The organism is Membranihabitans maritimus (assembly GCF_021729145.1).
GTDB lineage: Bacteria > Bacteroidota > Bacteroidia > Chitinophagales > Saprospiraceae > Membranihabitans > Membranihabitans maritimus.
In genome coordinates this window covers 283,426-309,350 of the sequence record NZ_JAJSLW010000001.1, presented here as the reverse complement: position 1 = coordinate 309,350, position 25,925 = coordinate 283,426, and the positions used below count along the sequence as shown (strand labels likewise).

Genomic DNA, 25,925 nt, shown 5'->3' with positions numbered 1-25,925 from the left:
TTTTTAATAAAAAGTAAAAAAAATTGAAAATCCAGGTGATTTTCACTGAAATAATTCCTCTATATAAATAGTAACACAAAACTGTATGACCGGTAAAGGGAAATGGACTGTTGAAAAATTAGTAGATGACGAGTCATTCGTTCACTGGGTGAAGGGAACGAATGACGAAGCAGTAACACGCTGGGAAGAATGGCGGAGAACCCATCCGGAATACAGGGAGGTAATGGATAGGGCTAAATTAATCGTAGAAGGGATTAATTTAAGGTCGGGCTATTTGTCTCAAAAGGAAGTAGCTGAGAAGTGGGACATCATTCAAGGTCACATTTTGGAGAAAGAAAGGAATACGTTTTTTTCTATAAAAAATCTCATGAGGGTTGCATCTATTATAGTCGTTCTGATCATAGGCGGATTGTATGGGTATAATCAATATTGGAATGCAGAAGTGGTATATGCCAGTGACTTTGGTGAACGCAAAACAATAGATTTACCTGACGGGTCCTCAGCTGAACTCAATGCCAATTCTGAAATTAGTTTTGTGCGCAAAGCTCCGAGAAATGTCAAAGTAATAGGTGAAGTTTTTTTCGATGTTCGCAAAGATTCAATTAATCATTCTCTTTTCACAGTTAATACTCCAGACCTGGATATAGAAGTTTTGGGTACTGCCTTTAATGTGAATACAAGGCAAGAGAAGACCAGAGTTATGTTAGAGAGGGGAGCCGTTCAATTAAAAATAAAGGACTATGGTGACGTATCCATGAAGCCAGGCGACCTGGTAACATATTCATTACAGGATCAGAAAGTAGTACGTGAAGAAAATGTATCATCAAAAAAGTATACATCGTGGAAGAAAGGAATAATAATGTTGGAAAATATTACGGTTGGCCGGGCACTGGAAATCATGGAAGAAACATATGGTGTTGAAGTAATATTCAGAGATAGCTCTATGATTAAACGCACGATTAAAGGGGGGATCCCAGGTAACGACTTGAATTTGAGCCTGGATATTCTAAGAAAAATGTATGGATTAAACATTGAGCGCAATGAAAATAAATTGATTATTAAATAACCTCGAAAGCAAAGCTTAAGGATTTTTTAAATGTAAAAAATAGAATATGAATTCATCTGTTTACACTAAATGGATGGGCTGCTTGGCTATTATCATAGCATTGTGCAGTCCTGACTTTTTAAAGGCGGAAGCTCAATTGGAAGAACGGTTGCTAATTGAAGTGTTAGAAGAAATAAGTGAGCACTACAAAATCGTCATCAATTATGATACGGAATTGTTGAAAAATGTAAAGGTGCGGGTTGAAAAAGCTGAAATGGTAAATGCCAATAAAGCGATAGAAGCCGTTTTGTCACAAACAGATCTGAAGTACGAATACCTGGGAACTCGGTATTATGTAATTTATAGCCAAAAGCTGACTGAAGCCAAGACGATACGCAAATTAAAGAGAAAGCTTAAGCAAATACGCCAAATTGAAGAAAAGGGTAAAGTCAAGGTGAAAATTAATCCTTCTCAAACCACGGAAAAGTTAAGTGAAATCAATAGAGCGTTGGCTGTATACTTACAAGGTATAACCGTAAGCGGAACTGTGACAGATGATGAGGGAGAACCATTAATTGGCGTAAACGTCCTGGTAAAAGGTGGGAACAATGGTACTTCTACGGATTTTGACGGTAATTTTGAGTTGCTGAATGTGGAAGAAGATGCCACTTTGGTTTTTTCATATGTTGGATACCAAACGCAGGAAGTGGCTGTGGAAGGCAGAGAGTCGATCCAGGTAGAACTCCTTTCCGATGCACAGTTATTAGATGAACTGGTAGTCGTAGGATACGGAACAGTAAGGAAAAGTGATCTGACAGGATCTGTTGGGACAGTAGAAATGAAAGACCTTGAAAAAGCTCCTGTGGGGTCATTTGCGGAGGCTTTGGCAGGTAGAGTATCAGGTGTGAGGGTCATATCATCAGATGGGCAACCTGGAGGAGGTATAGATATTATGATCAGAGGGGTAGGTTCACTTACGCAAAGTACAGCACCTTTATTTGTAGTGGACGGGTTTCCTATAGAAGGTCTTGACCCTGCTACACTAAATCCGGAAGATATAGAGTCAATTTCAGTTTTAAAAGACGCTTCTTCGACAGCTATTTATGGGTCAAGAGCTGCGAATGGAGTAGTATTGATTCAGACCAAACGTGGAAGTGTAGGGAAGCCTGTTGTTACGTTGTCGAGTTCAGTTGGATTTCAGGGGAAGCCCGAAAAAATGGAACTAATGAGTCCTTATGAATTTCTTAAATATCAAATGGAATTAAACCCCAATCATTCCTCAACATTATCTTACTTTGAAAATGGAGAAACCCTGGATGATTATAGAAATGTTGAACCTATTGATTGGCAAGACAAGGTTTTTCAAAACGGTGCCGTTCAGATCCATGACCTGTCAATACGAGGTGGGAATGATGAGACTAAATATTCAATCTCCGGTTCAATGTACGATCAGAATGGAGTGATTATTAACACTGGTTATAACCGTTATTCAGGTCGGTTCACACTTAATCAAAAGGTAGGAAGGAGTATCGACATTGGTGTTAGTGCAGACTATGCTGGAACGAATAAGTCGGGCCAGGTCATTAGCACCGGAGCAGGGAGTTCTAGTCCTTCTGCTTATGTACTGATGCGTACCTGGGTATACAGGCCGGTTTTGCCATCAGGAGAAGATCCTGATGAATTTTTTAGCAGTATTGTGGATGATGATGCTGTTACTACTTCGGATTTCAGAGTTAACCCGTTTATTGATCTGGATAATCAGCATCAAAAAGATGGAAACAATATATTAAATGCAAATATCAGTGCCAATATCAAGATTCTTGATGGATTGACATTTAAATCAGTGGCAGGGTTCAGAGAAAGAAGAAGGGAGTTGGAGAGATTTTATAATTCGAATACTTCCCAGGGAAGTGATCGTAACCCATACAATATCAACGGTGTAAATGGATCTGTAAGTAATCTAAATTACCAATATCTTTCCAACGAAAACACTCTAAACTATGAGAAGAATATAGGTGAACATCAAATTAAAGGATTGGCACTTTTTGGAATTAATCAATATAAATTTGCTGAGAACGGATACGGAGGTCGATTATTGCCCAATGAGGAATTGGGTATCGATGGATTGGACCAAGGACTTGCATACAATCCTGGCTCTTCATCCAGTCTCAACACAATGGTTTCTTATGCAGGAAGACTCGACTATACTTATATGTCGAAATATCTTCTTACATTGACATATAGGGCGGATGCTTCTTCAAAATTTATGGATCCATGGGGATATTTTCCTAGTGCGGCAATCGGCTGGAATTTAGATCAAGAAGAAATTTTTAATGAATTATTCCCATTTCTTTCGAAAGCAAAAATAAGAACAAGCTACGGAAGTACTGGGAACAATAGAGTTGGTGATTTTTCTCGCTTCCCCAGCTTGTCACAAAGTTTAAACGGCTATTCTTTTAATAATGCTACTCCCACTCAGATGGTGTATGTTTCTTCAGTTGGAAATTCAACTTTGAGATGGGAAAAGGTTAATACTGTCGATTTCGGTTTGGAATTAGGTGCTTTCCGTAACAGAGTCCTATTAGAATTAGATGTCTATAGAAGGAGTACGGAAGATATGTTATTGAATACACAATTACCACCTACAACTGGATTTAGTTCTGCATTCAAAAATATTGGAAAGTTGAAAAATGAAGGGCTGGAAATAACGCTAAATACAATCAACTTTGAAAGGAAAAACTTTGGATGGACAAGTAGCTTTAATATCAGTTTTAACAAAAATACAATTCTGGAACTGACAGAAAACCAGCAAGCGTTATATACAAATGGAAGATATGAATCTCAATTTAACAAACCCCTTTACATGGCTGAAATTGGAAAACCTGCGGGAACGATGATTGGCTTTGTATGGGAAGGAAATTATCAATTTGAAGATTTTGAAAATCCTTCAGATGGTGTTTACATTCTTAAGGATGAAATTCCATCGAATGGAGCTATACGGAACACGATAAGACCTGGAGATATAAAATACAAAGATTTAAACGGAGACGGTACAATAGATAATAATGATTTGACTATTATAGGCCGAGGCCAGCCACTACATGTCGGAGGTTTATCGAATAATTTTCACTATAAGGGACTTAGTTTGAATTTATTTTTTCAATGGGCATATGGAAACAATATATTCAATGCAAATCGGCTAGCGTTAGAAGGAAATAGTAATGGAAGAAATCTAGTTAATCAATTTGCATCATATGTTAACCGTTGGACGCCCGAAAATCCTACTAATGAAAATTATAGGACAAGAGGACAAGGTCCTATTGGTTTTTATTCTTCCAAAACGGTGGAAGATGGATCATATTTGAGATTAAAAACTTTGTCTCTGGATTATGCCCTTCCCCAATCAGTAATTGGCCGAACCCCTTTAAGTGGATTGACTTTTTCTATAGCAGCTCAGAACCTATTGACATGGACTAAGTATACGGGGTTAGATCCTGAAGTTTCTATACTGAATCCGGTATTAGCTCCAAGTTATGACTTTTCAGGTTATCCACAGGTAAAGACAGTAACCTTTGGGCTCAAAGCTGTTTTTTAATAACAATTAAAAAAGAAAAAATGAAAACGAAATATTTAGTCATAAGCTCCATAATAGTTTTAAGTTTTTTTTCATGTAAAGATTTCTTGGAAACTAAACCTACTGACTTTTTGAGCCCGGCAAATTATTACGAAACTGCTGAACATCTAGATTTTGCCCGTGCCAGCGTGTATGATATCCTGACTTCATCACCAGTATATGGTGTTTATGGTCAGTATCTTTTGGCCTGGGAAGCGGACATAGGATATATGAATCGATCTACATTGACCACTGGTCCCTGGAATTATAATTTTTCATCAGCGGATCCCTATAGCTCAAATTTTTGGACATATTTATATCGAGGAATTAACAGAGCAAATGTTGTATTGGCAAACCTTGATAAGAATTTGGAAATCAGTCAGGAATTCAGAGACAGAGTGAGAGGAGAAGTATTGTTTTTGAGAGGATATTTTTATTTTCTATTGGTACAGACTTATGGTGGAGTGCCTTTGCTTATAGAACCTACCGCGTCTGTTGATGATGTCAATGTTCCAAGAAATACAATCCGGGAAATTTATGATCAGATACTAAGCGATATGGAAACTTCAGAACCTTTGGTAGAAGGTATTACAGAACTGGGTTTCGGAGGGGCGGTTAATAAATCAGCCGTCCGGGGTATTTTGGCAAGAGTGAATCTTGCAATGGCAGGATATCCTTTGCAGGATGAAAGTCGCTATGAAGAAGCTCGCAATTGGGCTAAAATGGTAATAGATGACCAGGTTGCACAACATGAAATTAATTCGAGTTTTCCGGACATTTTTATTAAACTGGCCTCAGATCAGTACGATATTAAAGAAAGTATTTGGGAAGGTGAACTTTATGGTAATGGATTGGATGAATATAATGAAACAGGGTATATAGGTTGGATTAATGGTCCTATTGGGTATGCAGGTTCAGGAACGGGAAGAATGGTTTATTATATGAATATTACGGCCAAATTTTATAATTCATTTGAAGAAGGGGATGCAAGGAAATGGTGGTCAGTGGCTTTGTTTCGGTATGCAAACACTGATGTTAATGGAGAAAAGTGGTTCGATTTTGATCGCCTTCCAACTACAGAAGCTGCTAAATATAATCTCAAACCTGCTAAATGGAGAAGAGAATATGAAGCGGTTTTACCTAAGTCCGAAACACGTACTCCAATGAATATGCCAATACTGAGATTTACGGATGTCCTTTTAATGTATGCAGAGGCAGAAAATGCAATAAATGGTCCTTCTCAGGAAATTATAGACATTGTAAATAGCATCAGGCAAAGAGGGTGGTCAGATGGTGTTAAAGAAATTGAACTGACCAATGGAGGAAGTGGGTACACTGAGGCTCCTGAAGTGGTTTTTTCTGAAGAAACAGGAAACGGTGCTTCTGCTACAGCAATTATAGATACTACAACCGGGCAGGTGGTTGATATTGTAATGGACAGAGATTTAGATGCGATTACTTATTATGAAGAAGGCCATTATACAGCTCCTCCTGTAATAAGTCTTGAAGGTGGCGGTGGTTCCGGAGCGTCTGCAATTGCTACAATTCACTACAAAGAAGACGCTAACCTCAATACTGGGGAAATAACAACTAAAGAAAACTTCCTAAAAGTCATTCAGGAAGAAAGAATGCGTGAATTTAGCTTTGAATCTTTGAGAAAATTTGATCTTTTACGCTGGGGTAAATTTCTAGAAGTACATCAGGAAATGGCTGATGATATTGCACAAGATGCCCCGGGTGCTTGGTATATAATTAATTACTCGAATGTAAGTGAAAAGAGTTTATTGTGGCCCATTCCATCCAATGAAATGACAGTAAATCAAGCCATGGAGCAAAATCCGGGATGGTAATATTTAACGAAAAAAATCGAATAGAAATGAAGTTTAATAATTTTATCATATTGGCTTTTATCTCGATAGTTGCCCTTTCATGTGAGAAAGACCTGTCGATAACAGATACACCTGATCTAAATGTGAGTTTGGAAAAATCTAATTTTAAAGTGGATGAAGAAGTTGTATTCACATTTACAGGATACGCTGAGATAGTTTCTTTTTATTCCGGAGAAGTATTTAATGACTATGACTACAAAGATGGACGGGTAATAGAATTTCCGGATCAAAGTGCGATACTATCCTTTCAAAGTGGGGTTCGTGAAGGAACTCAGGAAAATCAGCTTTCTGTACTTATATCCAACGACTTTGATGGAGATACAAGTAGCTTAGAAAGCGTAAAATCATCCAACTGGATAGATATTACAGACAGTTTGACTTTAGGAGATTCTGAAGATTTCACATCGTCAGGGAATTTTGATATTTCTGAATACACTGAGGGTAATCCGATTTATGTAGCTTTCAAATACATTACAAGACCACAGTTGGAAAACGGAGATGCCCGGATCTGGATGATCGAAAATTTTGCAGTTAAAAGTAAAGATTCCTTCAATGGGAGTCAACTGAATTTTGTCAACCAAAATACTGCCGGATTTTATGCTGTAGATGAAGATCCCATCAATACACCATCTAGAAGTACAGTAACTAGTACGAGATTGAGTATATTGGGGAATAGTTATGAAGATCCGGAAGATCCGAAATATGACCCTGAAAACCCAATTTACGACCCGGAGAATCCAATCTATGATCCCGATAGTGACGTGTATGATCCTTCTGCTGAATTACCAGAATATGAACCTTATGACCCCAATAATCCAAATAATGACCCAATGAGGGAAACTTGGGTTATTACAAAGCCCATATTTACAAATGAAGTGGATCTTGGACCTGATAGAGCTGTTGGAATTCGTGGGATACAGGACCAGAAACTAGTTGAGTATACTTATTCTTATTCCAATCCTGGAAATTATAAAGCTGTATTTGTAGGTAAAAATGCCACAAAAGATGAAAGTGTATCCATTGTTAAAGAAGTTGATATTACAATAGAACCTTAATGAGTAATAAATCAAAATACTTATTAAAAGTAATGTTGTTTTTTTTCGCTTTTGCATACGTAAACAAGGTTTTTAGTGATAGTAGAAACCTGTATTTTGAAACATACTATCGGGACACTGTTCCTGAAATTATTATAACTGAAGGCCGGTTGGATTCTCTATTCGAAAGTTTTCCCAAAGACGATCCATGGGAAAAAACCAAGGATGCCAGTGCTCTGAGCTGGAGAGAATCCTATACGCTCAATGCTTTTATGGATTTATATGAGGCTACAGGAGATATAAAATACCTTAAAGAAGTGGAATCACGAGGAAAAAGATTGTTGTCTCATAGAGATGACAAAAGAGGAGTGGTAGATGGATCGGGAAAAAGTAGGCCGGCTTGGAGTATGGCTTCAAAATATGTAGTGGCTACGGGAATTTTGAGAAATGCCCAGGGAGACACGGTGATGGTATTACAATCCACACCATCTGCTTACAACAATCAAACGAAAATTTATGTTAAGCCACGCCCGGACCAGAATACTTTTGATATGACAGTGGTTAATGAACACTTTAAAAGAGAAGAACACTTTGAAAATATCAATTTGAATTCCAATTCCAGTAGGTATATCGAAAAGATTGTTAACGACCCCCTGGCTCCATATTCCACAAGATCTGGCACATATTATGAGAAATCAAATTTAGTAAGAGTAGAATATGTGAATCCGCGAATAGGTGAAATTATGAAGCAATCCATTGAACTTGATCCTATTCCATTGGCCTTTATGGGATATATAGGAATTATTTATGAACCTTTAATTAGATTTTCAGAAATAGTAGCCAATAATTCAGATTTAGATCAGTTTGATTCTTCGTCAAAATTATTCATTCGATCAGCAGAAGAATCTTATATGGATGCTTCTCAAAGGCTTTGGGTTAATGGACCTAATTCCAATGAGGGCTACTATCTAATGTGTGAAAAAGGGGAGTCTATGCCTGCAGATAATGTAGGTCAGCCATTTAACTATCTTGGAAAGCATGTTTCCGTAGAATTGGCATTATATCGCATCACAGGTAAAATTGATTATAGAATTCGTGCTGAGAAAATGGCGAATCTTTTTAAAAACCGATTGGAGTATGATGCACAGAAGGATTTGTACATTTGGAACTATTGGTATGAGCCTATGACTACTGTAGGCTGGAAGCCCGAAGACAGTATATCCTATAATGTTAAAGTCTTTCCCGGAAAAGCTCGTACTGAAGACATATCTCATGGAGCTTTAGATATCGCCTTAGTGATGAATGCATATTCTATGGGGATTGAGTTTTCAAAAAAAGATGTTTCGAGATTTGCTAATACTTTAATAAAAAATGTGATACTCGAAAATTACATCGGTGTAAGTCGGTGGGTAGATGGAAAGGGGGAATATCCAGGATATTTTAATGCTTTACACCGTTGGCTCCCACTTGCGAAGGTAGTGCCTGATGTTTATGAACATATTGAAAAAGCCTATTTTAAACGTGGTGAAGAAAACTTTTTTTTCTCTGCTAATCTTTTAAAATGGAAAACTAAATTGGGATATAACTAGTATTGATTTATCTATTTATTGTTTCTAAATACTACTTGGATGAGTCAGTGTAATAATGAATGGACGCGAAGAGCTTTTATAAAAACAAACACCTTAACCAGTTTTTCTATTCTACTCCCAGGTTCCACCTTTGATAAACCGAAAAAGATGCTATCTATAGCCCCTCGCTATCACCGATGGCATGTAGACCCGGGAGTTGAATGGCTGGAATCCAACACGGAATACCATTATCTCGATTGGAGTATTCCAGTGCCCAATACGGCATTGGTATTGGTAGATGTATGGCAAAGGCATTACCTGAAAGATACTGAACGGCGATCTGAAAAAATCATTAATCAAAATCTTGTACCGCTTCTTGAGAGCTGCCGGAATAATGGAATGAAAATTATTCATGCTCCTTCTCCGAAAGTGGCCCGTCAATTTTATACAGAAGAAAATTATACCGGTCCTGAAAAAAGTGAGCCAGACCAACTTCCCTGGCCTCCCCTTGATTTTCGAACTAAAAAAGGTCAGTACGAAAAGTTCGCAAGACCGAACGAACCCAGAGAAGTGGAAAAACAAAACTTACCTCCACTGACAATCCACCCTAAGGTTGTGCCCTTAAAAGATGAGCCCATTGTTGTATCGGGCCGGGAACTACACGATCTTTGCCGAAAAGAAGGGATACTATTCTTGTTTTATGTGGGATTTAATACCAATGCCTGTATGATAACCCGGGACTATGGTGTCCTGGAAATGAGTAAATACGGATACGAGATAATTGTAGTCCGGGATTGTACCACGGGAATGGAATCATCTACAACTCACGAAACTTTGGCCCAGACAAACAATGCCATACTCTTTTTTGAAATGTTTGGACAATATTCCATCGAATCCCAGGAAGTAATTAATGGTTTTACATCATAAAAAATTAACAACTATGTCCTATTCCAAAATATTCAATAAGATTACTTCGATTCTTTTATTAATTGCAGTATCTTTTTCACTATCCTATACACAGGGAGTTAGTTCTAAAGATAATACGTTAGCATTTCCGCCAAAAAGCCAAAGTTTAATTTACTCAGAAAAGGACATTGCATATGCTCGTGAAAAAATTGAAAACAATGAAACCGCTCGTCAAATAGCGGATGCTATTATTCAATCTGCCGAAGAATGGTCGCGTTGGGCAGATAAGGATTTAATTAAGCTTATACCGGAAGCAAGTGTACCCCGGTCATTTGATTTGAATGTAAATGGTTGTCCTGTTCACGGAGATAGCATCTTTAAAGTAGGAGATAAATATCCCTGGATTCTGGACCCGAAAAAACAATTCAAAGTCCAATGTCCTATTGGAAAGGAATACTATCCTTCCAATGATTTTGAACCCTCAGAAGTTGAGAAAGACCCTCTCTTACTATCTAATGAAAAGAAGTATGTAGATAAAGGATGGGGTTGGCTAGCACCGGACGGAGAAAAATATTGGTTTGTGGCTTATGCCAACCAATGGTTTTTCAGGGATTATGTCCAACCTGCAATACAGGATCTGGGACGTGCATATTTACTAACAGGGAAAGAGATTTATGCGCACAAAGCTTTGGTTCTTTTACATCGTCTTGCGGAGGTATATCCTGCAATGGATTATGAGGATCAATCACGATACGGTCAAATGCAAAAGAAAAATGGAAGTATATATCCGGGGAAAGTACTTAACAGGATATGGGAAACCTGGTTTATCCAGGATGCCGCAGAGTGTTATGATATGGTGTGGAGTTCCATATCAAAGGATCAGGAATTACAGAACCTACTTTCCAAAAATGGTATCGAGATTCAATCTTTCATTGAGTCCAACTTACTGGAAGAAGCAGTGGAAGCTTATTTGGAAAGAAAAATCCAGGGAAACTTTGGCATGCATCAAATTGCACTATTATACGTACTTATGGCCCGCCAAAATATGAATAATGCCGAACTTATTGATCGTTTAATTAATCATACTAGTAAAGAATACCTACAAACAGGAGTCAATTACGCACTGTATAATTTTGTTTTTCGGGATGGTATGCCAATGGAGTCACCCGGGTATAATTTTTTGTGGCTCAAATCAATTACACGGTTATTTGAAAACCTAAAAGATTTTGATATCAATCTATTTAAAGATGAAAGGGTCGAATCAATATTGAGAAGTCCTCTGGAGATAACCGTAGACAACAAATATACGGTAGACATCGGAGATTCAGGTTCTACCCTGGGAGGTGTAATTGGGAGAGATGAGAACACCTATGCTACAGCTTTTCGAAACTATGGTGATTCTGCATTCCTAACATGGATTGGACCTTTGCTCGAGGGAAAAAGTACTGAACAATTAGCAGATAAATCAAGATTTGAAACTTTATTTCATCCGGATATTAAAGTTAAAACCAAAGCTATTGAAAAAAGGGAATCAAAACTCTTTGCAGGCTATGGCATGGGGCTATTACAATCAAAAAATAGCTCTAGCTCTTTGGCTCTTACTTATGGAATGCATGGCTCACATTACCATTGGGACTTTTTGAATTTTGAATTGTTTTCCCACGGTCAAAAAATGATGCCTGATTTCGGGTATCCAGATGCAATGAATGCTTATGTTCCAGGTATATATACCTGGTCAAAAAATACAATTGCCCACAATACAGTAGTCGTAAATGCCAGTAAACAAGAAAATAACCTCCCCGGTACTTTGCACCAATTTAATTCGGGCACTTTTGTCCAGTCCATTGATGCTTCATCACCTGCCTACTCAAGCACTGAGAAGTACCGTAGACATCTTATGATGATCGACACAGATGGGGGGAACAGTTATACAATAGATTTTTTCAGAGTCCAGGGAGGTGAAAGACATGACTATATTTTACACGGTCCCCCGGGGGAAGTAAAATACAATGAAAATGAATGGAGCGATGCCCAGCCTGGAACATATGCCGGAGAAAATGTTCAACGGGGGGAAATATATGATAATAATGCAATGAGTGCGGAAGGGTACTCTGGTGGGTACACCGGATATAATGGTTCGGGATTTCAACATTTGTTTAATGTAAGGAAAAGCCTGAAAGGGGAAGGCGTTTTAGAATTTAGTCATATAAATGATCCTGATGCCAGGTTGAAACTGAGAATATTGTCTGCCAACGGGCAACAATTATCAATGGCTACTTCATTTGATCATCCAAGATCTAAGGTTCACCGTATTCAACACCTTATTAGCCATTCGGAAGCAGGTATTTCCGGCGACTCCCTTAAGAGTACTTTTACAGGAATAATGGAATTATATAATGATAAAAGCTTTATATCTTCCGTCCAAAATTTAAAGCTGGAAGGCGGGATTTGGAGCCGGGCAGTAGAAGTGGTTAGGGACAGTGAAACGGATATCATCATAAGTGACACAGAAAACTTTCGAAAAAGTCTTGAAAAGTATTCCTTGAAAACGGATGCGCGCGCTGCCGTAATTACTTTGGGTAAGGACAATAAATTGAAAAGGGTTTTTTTCGCTGATGGTACTTTTCTTTCGGTAGGAAACCAGACATTTAATTCTACTGCATGGAAAGGGACTGTGGAGAAAGTAGATTACAATAACAAAAGAATTCATTTGGCTCCTGAAGACTTAAATACCCCATCAAATATTGAATCCCTGAATAAAGGCGTGGTATTTTTTTCCAATGGTTTGAGGAAAACCGAACATCCGGTTAATACTTTGGAAGTAGGAAAGAATGAATTGATAGTCAGACCATCGGATGATTTATTAATCGGACGTATTAATGTATCACTTGTTGATGATGATAAGAATGTATTGGAAAGTAATAATGTACTCGTATTTGAAGAAACCTATATTGGGGCATACATACTTGACGAAAAATATCAGGTGATAGGTAAAGTTGAATCGATTCATGGAGATAAAATTGTATTTTCAGGTGATGTATCAACCATATTTAAAAATAAAGAGGCGGCTAATATTTGGATTGCTAATATTGCCAAAGGTGAAAAGGCTTGGTTGCAAACGAATTTTGAATGGCAATCGAAATAATTCCAGTATCTAAAAATTGTATTTCAAGCCCTGTGATTTAAATGTAATATTCTAAAAACTAATTGGTTACTTCTCGGTAATGTTTTGTTTCCAAAATGCTGTATATTGATTATTTTCTAAATGACCTATCGACAATCTTGCTTAGGATGAAATTTATACCTATATTTCGGTAACGTTACCGAATATAAAACTTACTTCGGGGCTCTTTAAATAAAAAAAGGATGGAATGATACGCCAATCAGAAAAGAGCGAAGATGACCGTCAAGTCTGGACTGCATTAAAACGCGGCGATAGAGATGCATTGAATTCGATCTTTAATTCGCACTATCTTTCATTGTATCACTATGGCGTTAAATTATGCAAGGATGAATCCCTGGTCAAGGATTGCCTCCAGGACTTATTTATATATATTTATGATAATCGGGAAAACCTTTCGGATGTAGAAGTCATTCGATATTACCTCTTCAAAGCCTTCCGTAGAAGATTGATGGATCAATTGCAAAAAAACAGACGGTGGTCTTACAGGGATCATCAAAGCCTTGAAGTCTACCTGAAACCATCTGAAGTTGAAATAGACAAGAATGAAGAGATCCGAAGAAAAGAATTGTTGACAAAAATGATCAATAAATTACCGGCGAGGCAGAAAGAGCTTATTTATTTGCGGTATTATAAAGAAATGCCACTTGAAGAAATTGCCAAAATACTTTCCATGTCCTATCGCAGCGTTGTAAATACCTTATACAGGGCAATGACGAGGTTGCGGCAGGACCAACCTGCACTTCGAAAACTGGAATATTTTTTATTCCCTGTCCTATACTACTGCTTGATTTAATTCAATATCTTTCATTAACCTGAGGTCGAAAAATAGATATTGATTCAGAGGGAACGTAAGGAGAGTATACAAGGTAGCTTGCTGAAGCTTTATCGGGATAAAGCAAAGGATGGGAACGCAGTAGATCCTCCTTCTCGATCCAAACTTGAGAATTAGTATTTTACAGATACCACTTGTAAACAGCGATTTTCTTCCTAAATGGATCTCTAAATAGTCCACAATGTATTCTCCCCTTTTAGTCGACCCTGACTATTCTTAAGTGCTCTGAATCCTAAAAATTCTTCGAACTCAGGTTATTTAATATGTCATTTGGTTGCAGACCCGGCTGTTATTTGTTACAAATCCAATACGGGAAACGTAATGGTGGAGTAGCACCGTAAATACATGGTAAGACATTTCTTTTAGCTCATATATCAAAATATTCTGGGACGGAGATCTTCCTTTTTTGAGATGTTTTTAATGTAACATGAGTTCGACAGAGAAAATAAGAGCTCTAAAGTACCTTTTCCGACATGAAATCGGTGGGAAGCGAAAAATAAATAACTCTGGGTGGAAACCCAGGGCGGAAAACAAGTGAAATTGTCTATTCTGGCATTGCTTTTTCCGCATAGCGATGCCTTCTTTCGGTACCTTAAACTTAAAAAAATGACAAAAATATTCTATAAAGTATTTGGTTTTTTACATAGTATCTTTGGCATTGCATTTTCAGCAAAAATAATGACAGAATCAAATATTCGTCGAACTGACGTTAATTTAAGACTCGAATAAAATTATTTTCAAATCAATATACCGGGCATAAAGATTTTTAATCTCTCTGGCCCACATCGGATACTTATGAACTTTGTCCAGAGCCAGGATTTTTCCACCCCGCTGGTAAAATGCGTTTGCGGTATCTAATAATGTGTTTGCAGTAAATTATATTTCACCCAGTGAAAAACATATAGCTTGTGTAGGGGGAAGCGATAGTTCCTTCAGCCACTGCAGCACCAGCGTAGTCTTACCTGTTCCCCAAGCTCCTTTGATTCCATTGAGTTTGTTTCTTCAGTCGATAATATCATAAAGATCTCTCTTAAAGTCTATCGATACTTCCTCAACCAACCTCTCATTAATTAAAACTAATTCTTCCATGCCATGCATAAGTACATGGCAGTAACAATAAAATTCTGCACAAGTCCATTTGCAAAACCTATTAAAATTCAAGGTGCTAAAGCGAATTTTTAATTTTTTTTTGAAAAAAATCATAAAAAAATGATGACCAATTCATGTGTTTTGCCTCTATAGCGGAAATGACGCAAGTATAATGTCTATGCAAAAAGGCCAATATCGAAATATAGAAGATTTCTTAAAGGATGAAACATTTATTAATTGGATTCAGGACCCGAATTCCGAATCAGCAATAAGCTGGGAGTCGTGGCTGATTGAAAATCCTGAAAAAGCCGATTTGGTCGAAAAGGCGGCCTTGGTTGTAAGAGGCGTCAAATTAAATCCAGAATATCTTTCCGACACTTTGGTGAAAACGGAATTAGATCGGTTAAACCATTATTTGGATACACGAGAAGAAAAGAAGAAACAGTTGGCTTTACGTAAAATCGGAAGTTGGGTGAAAGTCGCTGCTTCCGTTGCTTTTTTGATTCTGGCGACAGGAGGTGCATACCATTGGTACTGGAATGTTGAATTGGTTTATACCACTGATTTTGGTGAAAAAATGCACATGGAGTTGGATGATGGAACAAAAGTAGTAGTCAATGCCAATTCTTCGCTTCGATACATTCGAAAAGAACCGAGAAAAGTATGGATGGAAGGTGAGGTGTATTTTAATGTAGATAAGAGGTATGAAACCAAGGAGACTTTCGAGGTCATTACCCCAGACCTCGGAATAGAAGTTTTGGGAACAAAATTTAATGTTAATAGTCGACACGAGAAGACCGAAGTAGTCCTGCAGGAAGGGAGTGTGAAACTGAATACCGAGGAGAGCGGGTCATTATTAATGGAACCCGGAGAGCAGGTTACTTTTTCATCCAGAGATAAAATAATTGCTAAACGCGAGGCTGTTAAGACTGAGAACCATACATCCTGGAAAGATGGTATGCTTTTGTTTGATAGTAAACCTTTGAAAATTGTTTTATCCAAGCTGGCGGACATTTACGGTGTTGAAATTATATATGGAGACGCAGCGATTGCTGACAAAATACTAAATGGAGGAGTTCCCAGCGACAGTTTGGATCTATGTATCCGAACACTGCGAAAGATGTATGGCCTGGAAATAGACCTTGTGGACAAGAAGCTGATTATTAAATAAAATGGAAGATTAGGAAGAATTTTATACTAAAAAATTATATCATGAATTTATGGATTAAACTAATACTCGTTCAGATTGTGAGCATGTCGTTTTTGTTCTCTGAACCTGCACAGGCGTACCCGATCGATGATGAAAAGCGCCAATTAATTGAGGTGCTTCGGGAGCTCAGTGAGAAATATCAGGTGGTCATTACCTATGATACAAACATATTGAAAGATATTGAAGTGCAGGTTGGTGAGTTGAATAAGAAAGATCTTGAAGGGATGATCGAATCCATAATGGAGCAGACAGGATTGCAATATGAAAACATGAGAAATCGGTATTATATTATATACCGCGACACCTGGAAAGGGAACAAGTCGATGAAAAAGATTCGGAAAAAACTCAACCAGATCGAAACGATTGATTTATCCGGGAAAAAGAATAATATAACTAAGAACTTACAAAAGGTTCATAGGCTAAACAGCGTGAAAAGGGCGGTTTTACAACTCGAAACGGCAATGGTGGTAAGGGGAACTGTTACTGATGACAAAGGGGAGCCATTAATAGGTGTCAATGTCCTGGTTAAAGGGGAGAACAATGGAACTTCTACTGACTTTAATGGGAGCTTCGAATTGCAGAATGTAGATGAAGATGCTACATTGGTGTTTTCCTATGTTGGTTACCAAACGCAGGAAGTGGCTGTGGAAGGCAGGGAATCCATACAGGTAGAATTGTTATCGGATGCTCAATTATTGGATGAATTGGTGGTGGTAGGCTATGGTACTGTCAAAAAAAGTGATTTGACAGGATCTGTAGCTCGTATTGACGGTGATGATTTCAAAAGACAACCGATTACACAACTTACTGAAATGCTCTCGGGGACGGTTCCTGGATTTTACTCCAGACAATCTGCATCGGCAGCCGGAGGAGGAAGCATGCAGATTAGGGGACAGAATTCATTAAGTGCTCAAACTGATCCAATGATCGTTCTGGATGGTGTTATTTTCAATGGAAGTTTGCAAGAAATTAATCCTTCTGATATTGAATCGATTGATATCCTCAAAGACGCGAGTTCAGCGGCTATTTATGGTGCCAGGGCTGCCTCAGGAGTGATTTTAATAACAACAAATCGGGGAACAGAGGGTGCACCGAGGATTAATTTCTCGACAAAACTGGGTATTGCACAACCAACTCAAAATAGAGAGCCTCTAAATGCCGAACAATTTTTGCAATTTCGACAGGATTATCTTCGAGAAATATCAATAGACAACCCTGACATTCCACAGTATTTTTATACAAACCCCAATGCATTACCATCTTCATTAAGTTTGGAACAATGGTTAAGCTTTAGGGAAAATCCTTCAACAGATCCGTATTCCGAGTATCTACAAAGACTAAATCTATATCCGATTGAGCAAAAAAATGCTCTTGCTAATCAAACGATAGATTGGTATCCCAAAGTGGTAAATACCGGAATTCGACAAAGATATGATCTTAATCTGAGTGGGGGTACAGAAAGAGTAAAATACTACTGGTCTATGGGCTACCTGGATAATGAAGGTGTTATCAAAGGAGATGAATATTCATCAATCCAAACGCGATTAAACGTTGATTTTAAAATAACAGATTGGCTATCTGTCGGGACAAATACTCAATTTACAAATAGAGATGAAGGAGCTGTTCAGGCAAATTTGGGACAGATGTATATAAATAGTCCTTTCGGAGAAGAATATAATGAAGATGGAACTATTAATCTCAGACCCTATGGAGATCCTGGAACATATAACCCCTTGATGGATTACTATGGTCAGGAAAAAGATCGCAAGATAAATTCTCTCTTTTCGAGTTTATACTCAAATATTTCACTTCCTTTTGGCATAGAATATAAGCTATCTTTCCAACCAAGAATGTCATTTACAAATGAGTTGAATTTTTGGAATGATCAGACTATTACTGGAAGTCAGACCTATCAGGGAGGGTACGCTACCCGATATAATGCCCGCATTAGCGAATGGATGATTGACAATTTATTGAAATGGCAGAAACAAATTGGTAATCATTTATTAGATCTTACATTTTTGTATAATTCAGAAAAATATCAAAGTTGGTCGGAACTTCAATCAAACCAGACTTTTAACCCCAACCAAAATTTGGGTTATAATGGGTTGCAATTTGGTACTAATCCTTCTTTAAATAATGACGATTCAAAGCAGACTGGAGATGCTTTAATGGGACGAGTAAATTATACATTACTAGACCGCTACCTTATTACGGCTTCAGTCCGCCGGGATGGCTATTCAGCTTTTGGACAGGAACAACCTCGGGCTATTTTTCCAGCTTTGGCTTTTGCATGGAAATTATCTGATGAAAATTTTTTCCCAGGATCAGGTTTTGTAAATCGGGTTAAATTAAGAGCTTCCTGGGGAATCAATGGAAATCGTGATATTGGGGCTTATTCAGCTTTGGCACGACTTAGTTCTTCTTTAGATTATGACGGAATAAACACGGTAGTTGGTGTTCAAAACTCCTCCCTTGCTAATCCGGGATTGGTTTGGGAAAAAACAACCTCGTTAAATTTTGGAGCGGATATTGGTATTTGGGAAAATCGAATCGATTTGAGTCTTGATTATTATGTAGGAGAGACCCGTGACCTATTGATGAATAGACTGCTGCCTATTATCACAGGATTTTCAAGTGTCACATCCAATCTCGGTCGATTGGAAAATCGAGGTTTCGAAATGAGTGTTCGAAGTATTAATTTTAATTCTTCCAAATTCAGCTGGAATTCTAACTTAGTATTTTCACTTAACCGCAATAAAATAGTTTCTTTATTCGGGGATGTAGGAGAATATACTCTACTAGGAGAGACTCATAATGGAGAACTACCTGATTTTACTAATAATTGGTTCCCCGGTTATGCGGTTGATGCCATTTGGGACTACAATGTTACAGGGGTATGGCAAATTGATGAAAAAGACGAAGCAGGAGTTTTTAACATGTCTCCCGGAGATTATAAAGGTGAGGATGTAAATGGTGATGGAAAATATATAGATGTAGAAGATAAACAGTTCATAGGTTTTACAACTCCCAGATATTTGGTGGGGTTTCGAAATAATTTTGATTTTGGTCCATTTAGTCTTTCTATGTTTATAAGAGGGGACCTGGGACATAAGATTCAACTAAATGAGGCACTAAGAGGAACACTATCTCATGATAGGCGTAATTATGATTTGGGTCCATTACCATATTGGACCCCAGAAAACAGGAATAATGAGTTTGCAAGGTTACGCCCCATTCACTCTGCTTATGGAGGTGGGTTAAATATATATAAGCCTGGATCTTTTGTACGAATACAAGATTTGACATTGTCATATTCTTTTGATAGTGCATTATTACAGCGTCTTAATATTAAAGGTCTCAGTACTTATTTGTCAGGACGAAATTTGCTTACTATAGATAATTGGCCAGGTTGGGATCCTGAATCCCGTATGACACCAATGCCGAGAATAATGACTTTGGGAGTAGATATTTCCTTATAATATAAAAATATTGCAATGAAAAAAATAGCACCAAGAATAATAAATATAATTAAGTATGCAGCAACATTTGTCGTTGTTGTGTTTTCATCGTGTAATGAAGAGTGGTTGGATCCCGAACCACTTTCATTTTATGCTCCAGAAAATGTTTATGTAGATGAAGAAGGTTTTGAATCCTTATTGGTTACAATGCGCAAAAACCTTAAGGCGGAGTATTATGGTTTTTTTAGTTGGGCAACAGCAGAATTCGTGTCGTCGGACTTGGCAATTGGTGGATATGGTCCTGATTTTTCCTTTTTAACCCCAACTGGAACTCCTGAAAGATATCCTGTGGCTTCAATGTTTGGGAAAATTTATGAATTTTTAAAGAACCCAAATGTATTGATTTCCCGAATTGATAATGTTGAATGGGAAGATGAAAGTGTAAGAAATCGTCTTTTAGCTGAAGCATATTGGCATCGGGCATATTTATATTATCGTCTTATTCATTCATATGGGGATGTTCCTTTTATTGGTGAAGAACTGAAGGGAGCCAAACTTGATTTTTATACTTATTCGAGATGGACCATTTTAAATAAAATTCAGGAAGATATGGAGTGGGCGGTACAATGGATGCCTGAAACAGCTTCACCTAGGGTACCCACTAAATATGCCGGATATCATCTCCTGGCTAAAATTTATTTAGCCAACTCAGAATTTGACAAAGCGATAGAGGCGTCAAGTGAAGTCATTGATGGTCCGTTTGCTTTAATGACAGATCGATTTGGAAGCTGGTCCGGAGATGAAAACAGAAATGTTATTTGGGATCTCCATAGACATAGAAATATTCATAATGGTCAGAATACTGAAACTATTTTGGGGCAAGTAGATAGGGAAGAAGCACCGGATGGAGCTAAAACCTTCCAGAACTTTGCTGCTAATTTTATGCCTCATTGGTGGGATGTGCCTGATGAAAGTGGTTCAAGGGGAGTAGTTTACCCTTCTGATATGATGGATACATTAATGAGGGGACAAGGAATTACGGTATCCTCCCGATATTATCGTTTTGATATTTGGGAAGATGATCAATATTCATGGAATACAACTCCTGATTTAAGAAGATCGGATATCAACTGGATTGAAATGTCTGAGATAGTATATAATAGAGAAGATTCCCCCAACTTAGGAGAACCAATTCAAAAAAGATGGGCTACAGATGCTGACACTACACTTCGATGGTATTCTTGGCCCCACTACAAAACTTATAACCCTGAAAGCCAGGAAGAGAGTACCTGGGGTGGTGGGAATGGAGACTCTTATGTTTTCCGTCTTGCAGAAACATTCCTGTTAAGAGCCGAGGCATATTTTTGGAAAGGACAATTAGAAATGGCAGCTAATGATATTAATATGGTTAGGTCCAGAGCTCATGCCCCATTAATTGATCAAAGCAAAGTAACTATTGATTATATTTTTGATGAACGGGCGAGAGAATTGTATATGGAAGAACCTCGCCATACGGAATTGGTTAGAGTTTCTAATATAATGGCACAAATGAACTTAAATGGATATAGCCTTGAAAACCTAGAGCAAAATAGTTGGTGGTATGATAGGGTTATGCGTGTAAATGAGCTTTACCATAGACCGGCAAACACTTGGTGGAGGTCACAAAATGTTAGTATTGCTCCACATAATATTTATTGGCCTATTTCGCAAAATATAATCACAGCAAATACCTTAGGAAAGATTAATCAGAATTATGGATACGAAGGGTATGAACAAAATTTGCCTCCATTAGAAGAAATAGAATAATATGCGTAATGATATCTTCGATAAATCGGGAAGGCTTATTATTAGGTTTAGAGTTATATATCTATGGATATTCCTGCTAATTGGATTTTCAAAAACTGAATCAATATTTACTCAGAATTTATCTAATCAGTTTCTTTTTTATTCGGCAGCAAAAAAAAAGGAAGTTAAAATTCAAAACATCCATGATTGGGAAGAACAAAGATATAGGATATTAGAATCTTTACAAGAAGTTATGGGGCCAATTCCAGATTGGTCTTCTTTACCACCAATAACCGTACGATTCATTGATACTCTTGAAGCAGAAAAATATATAAGGTATAATATTATATTCTTGGCCAATAAGGATGAACAAGTACCCGCATTGTTATACATTCCTAAAAAAAATGGGATCTCCGGAAAACTTCCAGGAATTTTAGCTCTTCATCCAACAGGAAAGTTAGGAAAGCTTATTATTGATGGACAGGGTTTGAAAAATCGAGAATATGGCAGAGAATTAGCTGAGAGAGGATATATAGTTATTGCTCCGGACTATCCTGGTTTTGGTGGTCTATCTCACTATAACTTTGAGAACGATCCATATGCATCGGGTACAATGGCAGCAATATTTTATAACATGAGATGTATTGATTTATTATTGGATTTTACGGATGTGGATCCAGATAGAATAGGTGTAATAGGGCACTCATTGGGAGGTCATAATGCTATGTTTACAGCTGCATTTGACGAAAGACTTAAAGTAACAGTCTCTAGTTGTGGTTGGACTCAATTAAACTATTATGAACGAGGGGAAGCTGTCAACAAGAGGTACGGTGGGAGACTTGGTCCGTTTGCACAAGAGGTTTATATGCCATTGTTCCGTGATAAGTATCAATTGGTAGGTGAAAACATCCCATTTGACTTTCATGAAATAATTGCCCTTATAGCGCCTCGTGGCTTTTTCTCCAATTCTCCAATTAATGATAGTAATTTTCAAGTAAAAGGAGTGCTGAGGGGATATGAATTGTCAAAGGAAGTTTACGAGGCTATGGGGGTCTGTAATAATCTTCATATTGAGTATCCTGAAGCAGAACATGATTTTCCATACGAGATTAGGCAAAACGCCTATGAATTTATAGACAAAATACTCAAAAATAGCAGACCTTAGAAATTTTTGATTTTAAAATCCTTGACCTGGAGCCAACCGGCGGATTGCTAATTAATCGATATGCATTCTATGAGATATTGTATTCATCAGCCAATTTTAATTTTTACATTTTTCTTAATTTTTAGTCAATTAAGGTTGGAAGCACAAGAAGAGTGTGGTCTTTTATATTATAAGGGATTGGAAGGGCAAAATGTACCGGTAGAAAGCTTATATGACTGGGAAATAAAAAAACGACAGGTTATTGATAGTGTAGAGGCACTCATTGGAGCTTTACCTGAGATACCAACTCTTCCACCATATCGCAAGTATAATTTTACTTTTCCTCCTTTTGATGTTACAATATTAGATAGTCTGGTTAGGAATAAGCATGTAAGGTATAATATTTGTTTTAATGTAGCAGAAGGTGAAAAAGTATTGGCATATCTGTACATTCCCCATAAAAATGTGTTTGGGACCAAACGACCAGCTATGCTTGCCTTACCGCCTACTACAGGACGAATTTTGGTAGATGGAAAAGTCCCATATGCAAGGGAGTTGGCTGATCGCGGATATGTCGTTCTGGCTACGGAATATCCTGGTATTGGTGAATTAAAAGACTATGATTTTGAAAAGGATAGATATGACTCAGGTATAATGAAAGCAATATTCAATCATATTAGATGTGTTGACTTTTTACAAGTAAGACAAGAAGTGGATCCAGAAAGGATTGGGGTTATCGGACATTCTTTGGGAGGGCACAGTGCTATTTTTTTAGGTGTCTTTGATTCCAGGCTTAAGGTTATAGTATCAAGCGTTGGTTGGACATTGATGGAATATTACTATGTTGGAGAAGAAAGAACTTCAAAATATGGAGGGCGTTTAGGGCCATGGAGTCAGGATTTGTATGCACCTCTTTTTAAGTCGAAATACGATCTTGATGATAGCAGGTTTCCTTTTAATTTTGATGAATTAATTGCTACTTTAGCACCAAGGTTTTTTTATTCAAACTCACCGATACATGATCCTAACTTTAGCGTGGAAGGAGTGAGAAAAGGAGTTGCAAATGTAATGGAGGTCTATAAATTGTATGATGCAGAGAATAATCTAAAGATTCGTTATCCAATAGCTGGACATTCTTTTCCTGATTCAGTTCGTTTGAACGCATACCAATTTATTGATAAGGCTTTAAAGAACTTTGAGTAATGAATAGTGTAGCCTTGATTTATCCCTATTTACAATGACCGGAATATTGGTAAAAAACAAAGGGATAAAAAGAACCCTGTCAGGTTTTTATTCGCGTTATTATTTTCTGCCAAGGCAGGAAAGCAGAGAGGGGCCAGATGACCAGCAATTAAGGGGTGTTCATACATGTATTGCAAAATATTTAATCCCCCTAATACACAAGGACATATCAATCAAAATTTTGGATACGAAGGATATCAAAATAATCAACCTCCTTTAGAAACAATTGAATAAAGTATTCTCCATCAACCCGCACTAACTATGAAAAATAATTCATTAAATCGCCGAAATTTTATACAAAAAAGTTCATTATTAAGTGCGGGTTTTTCATTGGGTGCCGTTCCAGAATATAAAAACTCTAAAACAGGGAATCCATCAAATGAAATCAATGGAAATGAATATAAGGAAGACCCTGCCTCTATTTCATTTGGAATATTCCAAAGTGATATTACACCGTCGCCTAAAATACTGAACTGGGTAACCGGGAGACAATATTCGGCCGTCGAGGACCCTATCAATGTAAGAGTGTTAGCATTGAATGATCATTCGCAGCAAGTACTTATCATAAGTATGGAACTTGTATATGTAGGAGAATCTATCACCAAATTGATAAAAGATAAAATTCAAGATAAATTCGGAATACCTCATAATAATATTCTGATAACTGCCACTCACAATCACTCAGCCCCGTTCTCTCCGGTCTATTTTGAAGAATTGAGACGTGTTGAGAGAGACTTATCCTGGGGTTCTTTGGATAAATTGTCCCATCAGGAAGAATTACCTGAATATATCCAATGGAAAAGTGATTTGATTACCAAAACGCTATATACTGCTTCGGAAGCTATCCGCTCCCTGAAGCCTTGTAAAATACATATCGGTAAATCGGATATATCTGAATTGGTTCATAATAGGCGGCCGAGGCCTGTGTCAATTAAATATGAAAAGGCTAAAACCCCGGAAAATTTTTACTATAAGCATCCAGATTGGGATCCATTAGTAATTAGTGGAAATATGGACTTCGGACCTGTGGACCGGGTAATGAGCGTATTATTTTTTGAAAAGACTGATTCCTCAGGAATTTCAACACTCTTTAATCTTTCTGCTCACCCTGTATCTATTTATCCTTATTCTGATGGTTTATCCGGAGATTGGCCTGGTAAAACAGTCCGCCTTTTTAAAGATGAATTTGGGGGCGAAAGTTTTTTTGTTCAGGGAACTACAGGGGATATTAATCCCTGGAAGAGAGGTGAAAAAGCCGTAAATGTTATGGCAAATAAATTATTAAATCTCGCAAAAAGATCCTTCAAGCATTCGGCGGAAATATTATTGCAACCGTTACAATGTGAAAGTGCTTTTGTTGGGCTTCCGCTCACCGAATATGGTATAGAAAGGTCAGGACTCAAATCTATGGAGGTAGAAGTTCAGGTAATCACTTTAGGAAGTATAGCTATTGTAGCATTGCCAGGAGAGCCCATGACTGACATTGGACTAGCTATCAAAAAGGCTTCTCCTTTTCCTCACACTTTAGTATTGGGATATTCAAATGGAGTCGGAACTCAATATGTGGGAAGGCCGGGGGAAAAGGCTTATGGCGGATATGAAGTTAGTGAAAAGAGAAATTTAGGTCTTGATAATGCGGGCTTGATATTAGCTGATTTAGCCAAAGAATTGTTAGACAAGATGTATAAGCCAATTGAAGGTTAGAATTAGGAGAATTTTCTAAATGTATTTACAAAAATATTGGCGTTTTAAAAATAATTGTTAATTTTCGGTAACGTTACCGTTAAGTGGTCTTTATGACTATCACCAATTAGTAATTAAATAAAGGTCCTTCCGGCAACAATTTACTGTATTTAACAACTGAATTCTTTGGAATTTTTGAAACCCAAAAAGCCGAAGAGTTTCTGTAGTATTATTCACAGC

The 25,925-nt window shown here is 37.5% G+C and carries 14 protein-coding genes; all 14 read left to right on the top strand.

Annotation, left to right across the window (positions count from 1 at the left end):
* Positions 1 to 85 precede the first annotated feature (85 nt).
* The 14 genes from LVD47_RS01080 (at position 86) to LVD47_RS01015 (ending at position 25,706) form a co-directional block, all read left to right on the top strand.
* Complete coding sequence (locus LVD47_RS01080; RefSeq protein WP_236973665.1) at positions 86 to 1,066, top strand: FecR family protein; 981 nt, start codon at positions 86 to 88, stop codon at positions 1,064 to 1,066.
* Between the two features lie 46 nt (positions 1,067 to 1,112).
* Positions 1,113 to 4,640, top strand: coding sequence for a SusC/RagA family TonB-linked outer membrane protein (locus tag LVD47_RS01075; protein ID WP_236973664.1), 3,528 nt, complete (start codon positions 1,113 to 1,115; stop codon positions 4,638 to 4,640).
* Between the two features lie 20 nt (positions 4,641 to 4,660).
* Positions 4,661 to 6,508 (top strand): RagB/SusD family nutrient uptake outer membrane protein, encoded by a 1,848-nt coding sequence (locus LVD47_RS01070; protein WP_236973663.1) that lies wholly within the window; start codon positions 4,661 to 4,663, stop codon positions 6,506 to 6,508.
* Positions 6,509 to 6,534: 26 nt separating this feature from the next.
* Positions 6,535 to 7,602 (top strand): DUF5017 domain-containing protein, encoded by a 1,068-nt coding sequence (locus LVD47_RS01065; protein ID WP_236973662.1) that lies wholly within the window; start codon positions 6,535 to 6,537, stop codon positions 7,600 to 7,602.
* Positions 7,602 to 9,170, top strand: a complete 1,569-nt coding sequence (locus LVD47_RS01060; RefSeq protein ID WP_236973661.1) for a hypothetical protein — start codon at positions 7,602 to 7,604, stop codon at positions 9,168 to 9,170. Before LVD47_RS01065 ends, LVD47_RS01060 begins: the two co-directional genes overlap by 1 nt.
* Positions 9,171 to 9,209: 39 nt before the next feature.
* The gene (locus tag LVD47_RS01055) at positions 9,210 to 10,076 is read left to right on the top strand and encodes an isochorismatase family protein (RefSeq protein WP_236973660.1); all 867 of its coding nucleotides are present in this window, start codon (positions 9,210 to 9,212) and stop codon (positions 10,074 to 10,076) included.
* A 13-nt stretch (positions 10,077 to 10,089) separates the two neighbouring features.
* On the top strand, positions 10,090 to 13,200 hold the full coding sequence (locus LVD47_RS01050; RefSeq protein ID WP_236973659.1) for a heparinase II/III domain-containing protein: 3,111 nt from the start codon (positions 10,090 to 10,092) through the stop codon (positions 13,198 to 13,200).
* A gap of 226 nt (positions 13,201 to 13,426) precedes the next feature.
* Positions 13,427 to 14,032, top strand: a complete 606-nt coding sequence (locus LVD47_RS01045; protein ID WP_236973658.1) for an RNA polymerase sigma factor — start codon at positions 13,427 to 13,429, stop codon at positions 14,030 to 14,032.
* Between the two features lie 1,306 nt (positions 14,033 to 15,338).
* Positions 15,339 to 16,331 (top strand): FecR family protein, encoded by a 993-nt coding sequence (locus tag LVD47_RS01040; protein WP_236973657.1) that lies wholly within the window; start codon positions 15,339 to 15,341, stop codon positions 16,329 to 16,331.
* A gap of 41 nt (positions 16,332 to 16,372) precedes the next feature.
* Positions 16,373 to 19,852 (top strand): SusC/RagA family TonB-linked outer membrane protein, encoded by a 3,480-nt coding sequence (locus tag LVD47_RS01035; protein ID WP_236973656.1) that lies wholly within the window; start codon positions 16,373 to 16,375, stop codon positions 19,850 to 19,852.
* Positions 19,853 to 19,867: 15 nt separating this feature from the next.
* Complete coding sequence (locus LVD47_RS01030; protein WP_236973655.1) at positions 19,868 to 21,637, top strand: RagB/SusD family nutrient uptake outer membrane protein; 1,770 nt, start codon at positions 19,868 to 19,870, stop codon at positions 21,635 to 21,637.
* Between the two features lies 1 nt (position 21,638).
* The gene (locus tag LVD47_RS01025; RefSeq protein ID WP_236973654.1) at positions 21,639 to 22,781 is read left to right on the top strand and encodes a dienelactone hydrolase family protein; all 1,143 of its coding nucleotides are present in this window, start codon (positions 21,639 to 21,641) and stop codon (positions 22,779 to 22,781) included.
* A 69-nt stretch (positions 22,782 to 22,850) separates the two neighbouring features.
* On the top strand, positions 22,851 to 23,963 hold the full coding sequence (locus LVD47_RS01020; protein ID WP_236973653.1) for an alpha/beta hydrolase: 1,113 nt from the start codon (positions 22,851 to 22,853) through the stop codon (positions 23,961 to 23,963).
* Positions 23,964 to 24,263: 300 nt separating this feature from the next.
* Positions 24,264 to 25,706: a hypothetical protein gene (locus tag LVD47_RS01015; protein WP_236973652.1), complete on the top strand. Its 1,443-nt coding sequence runs from the start codon at positions 24,264 to 24,266 to the stop codon at positions 25,704 to 25,706.
* Positions 25,707 to 25,925 lie beyond the last annotated feature (219 nt).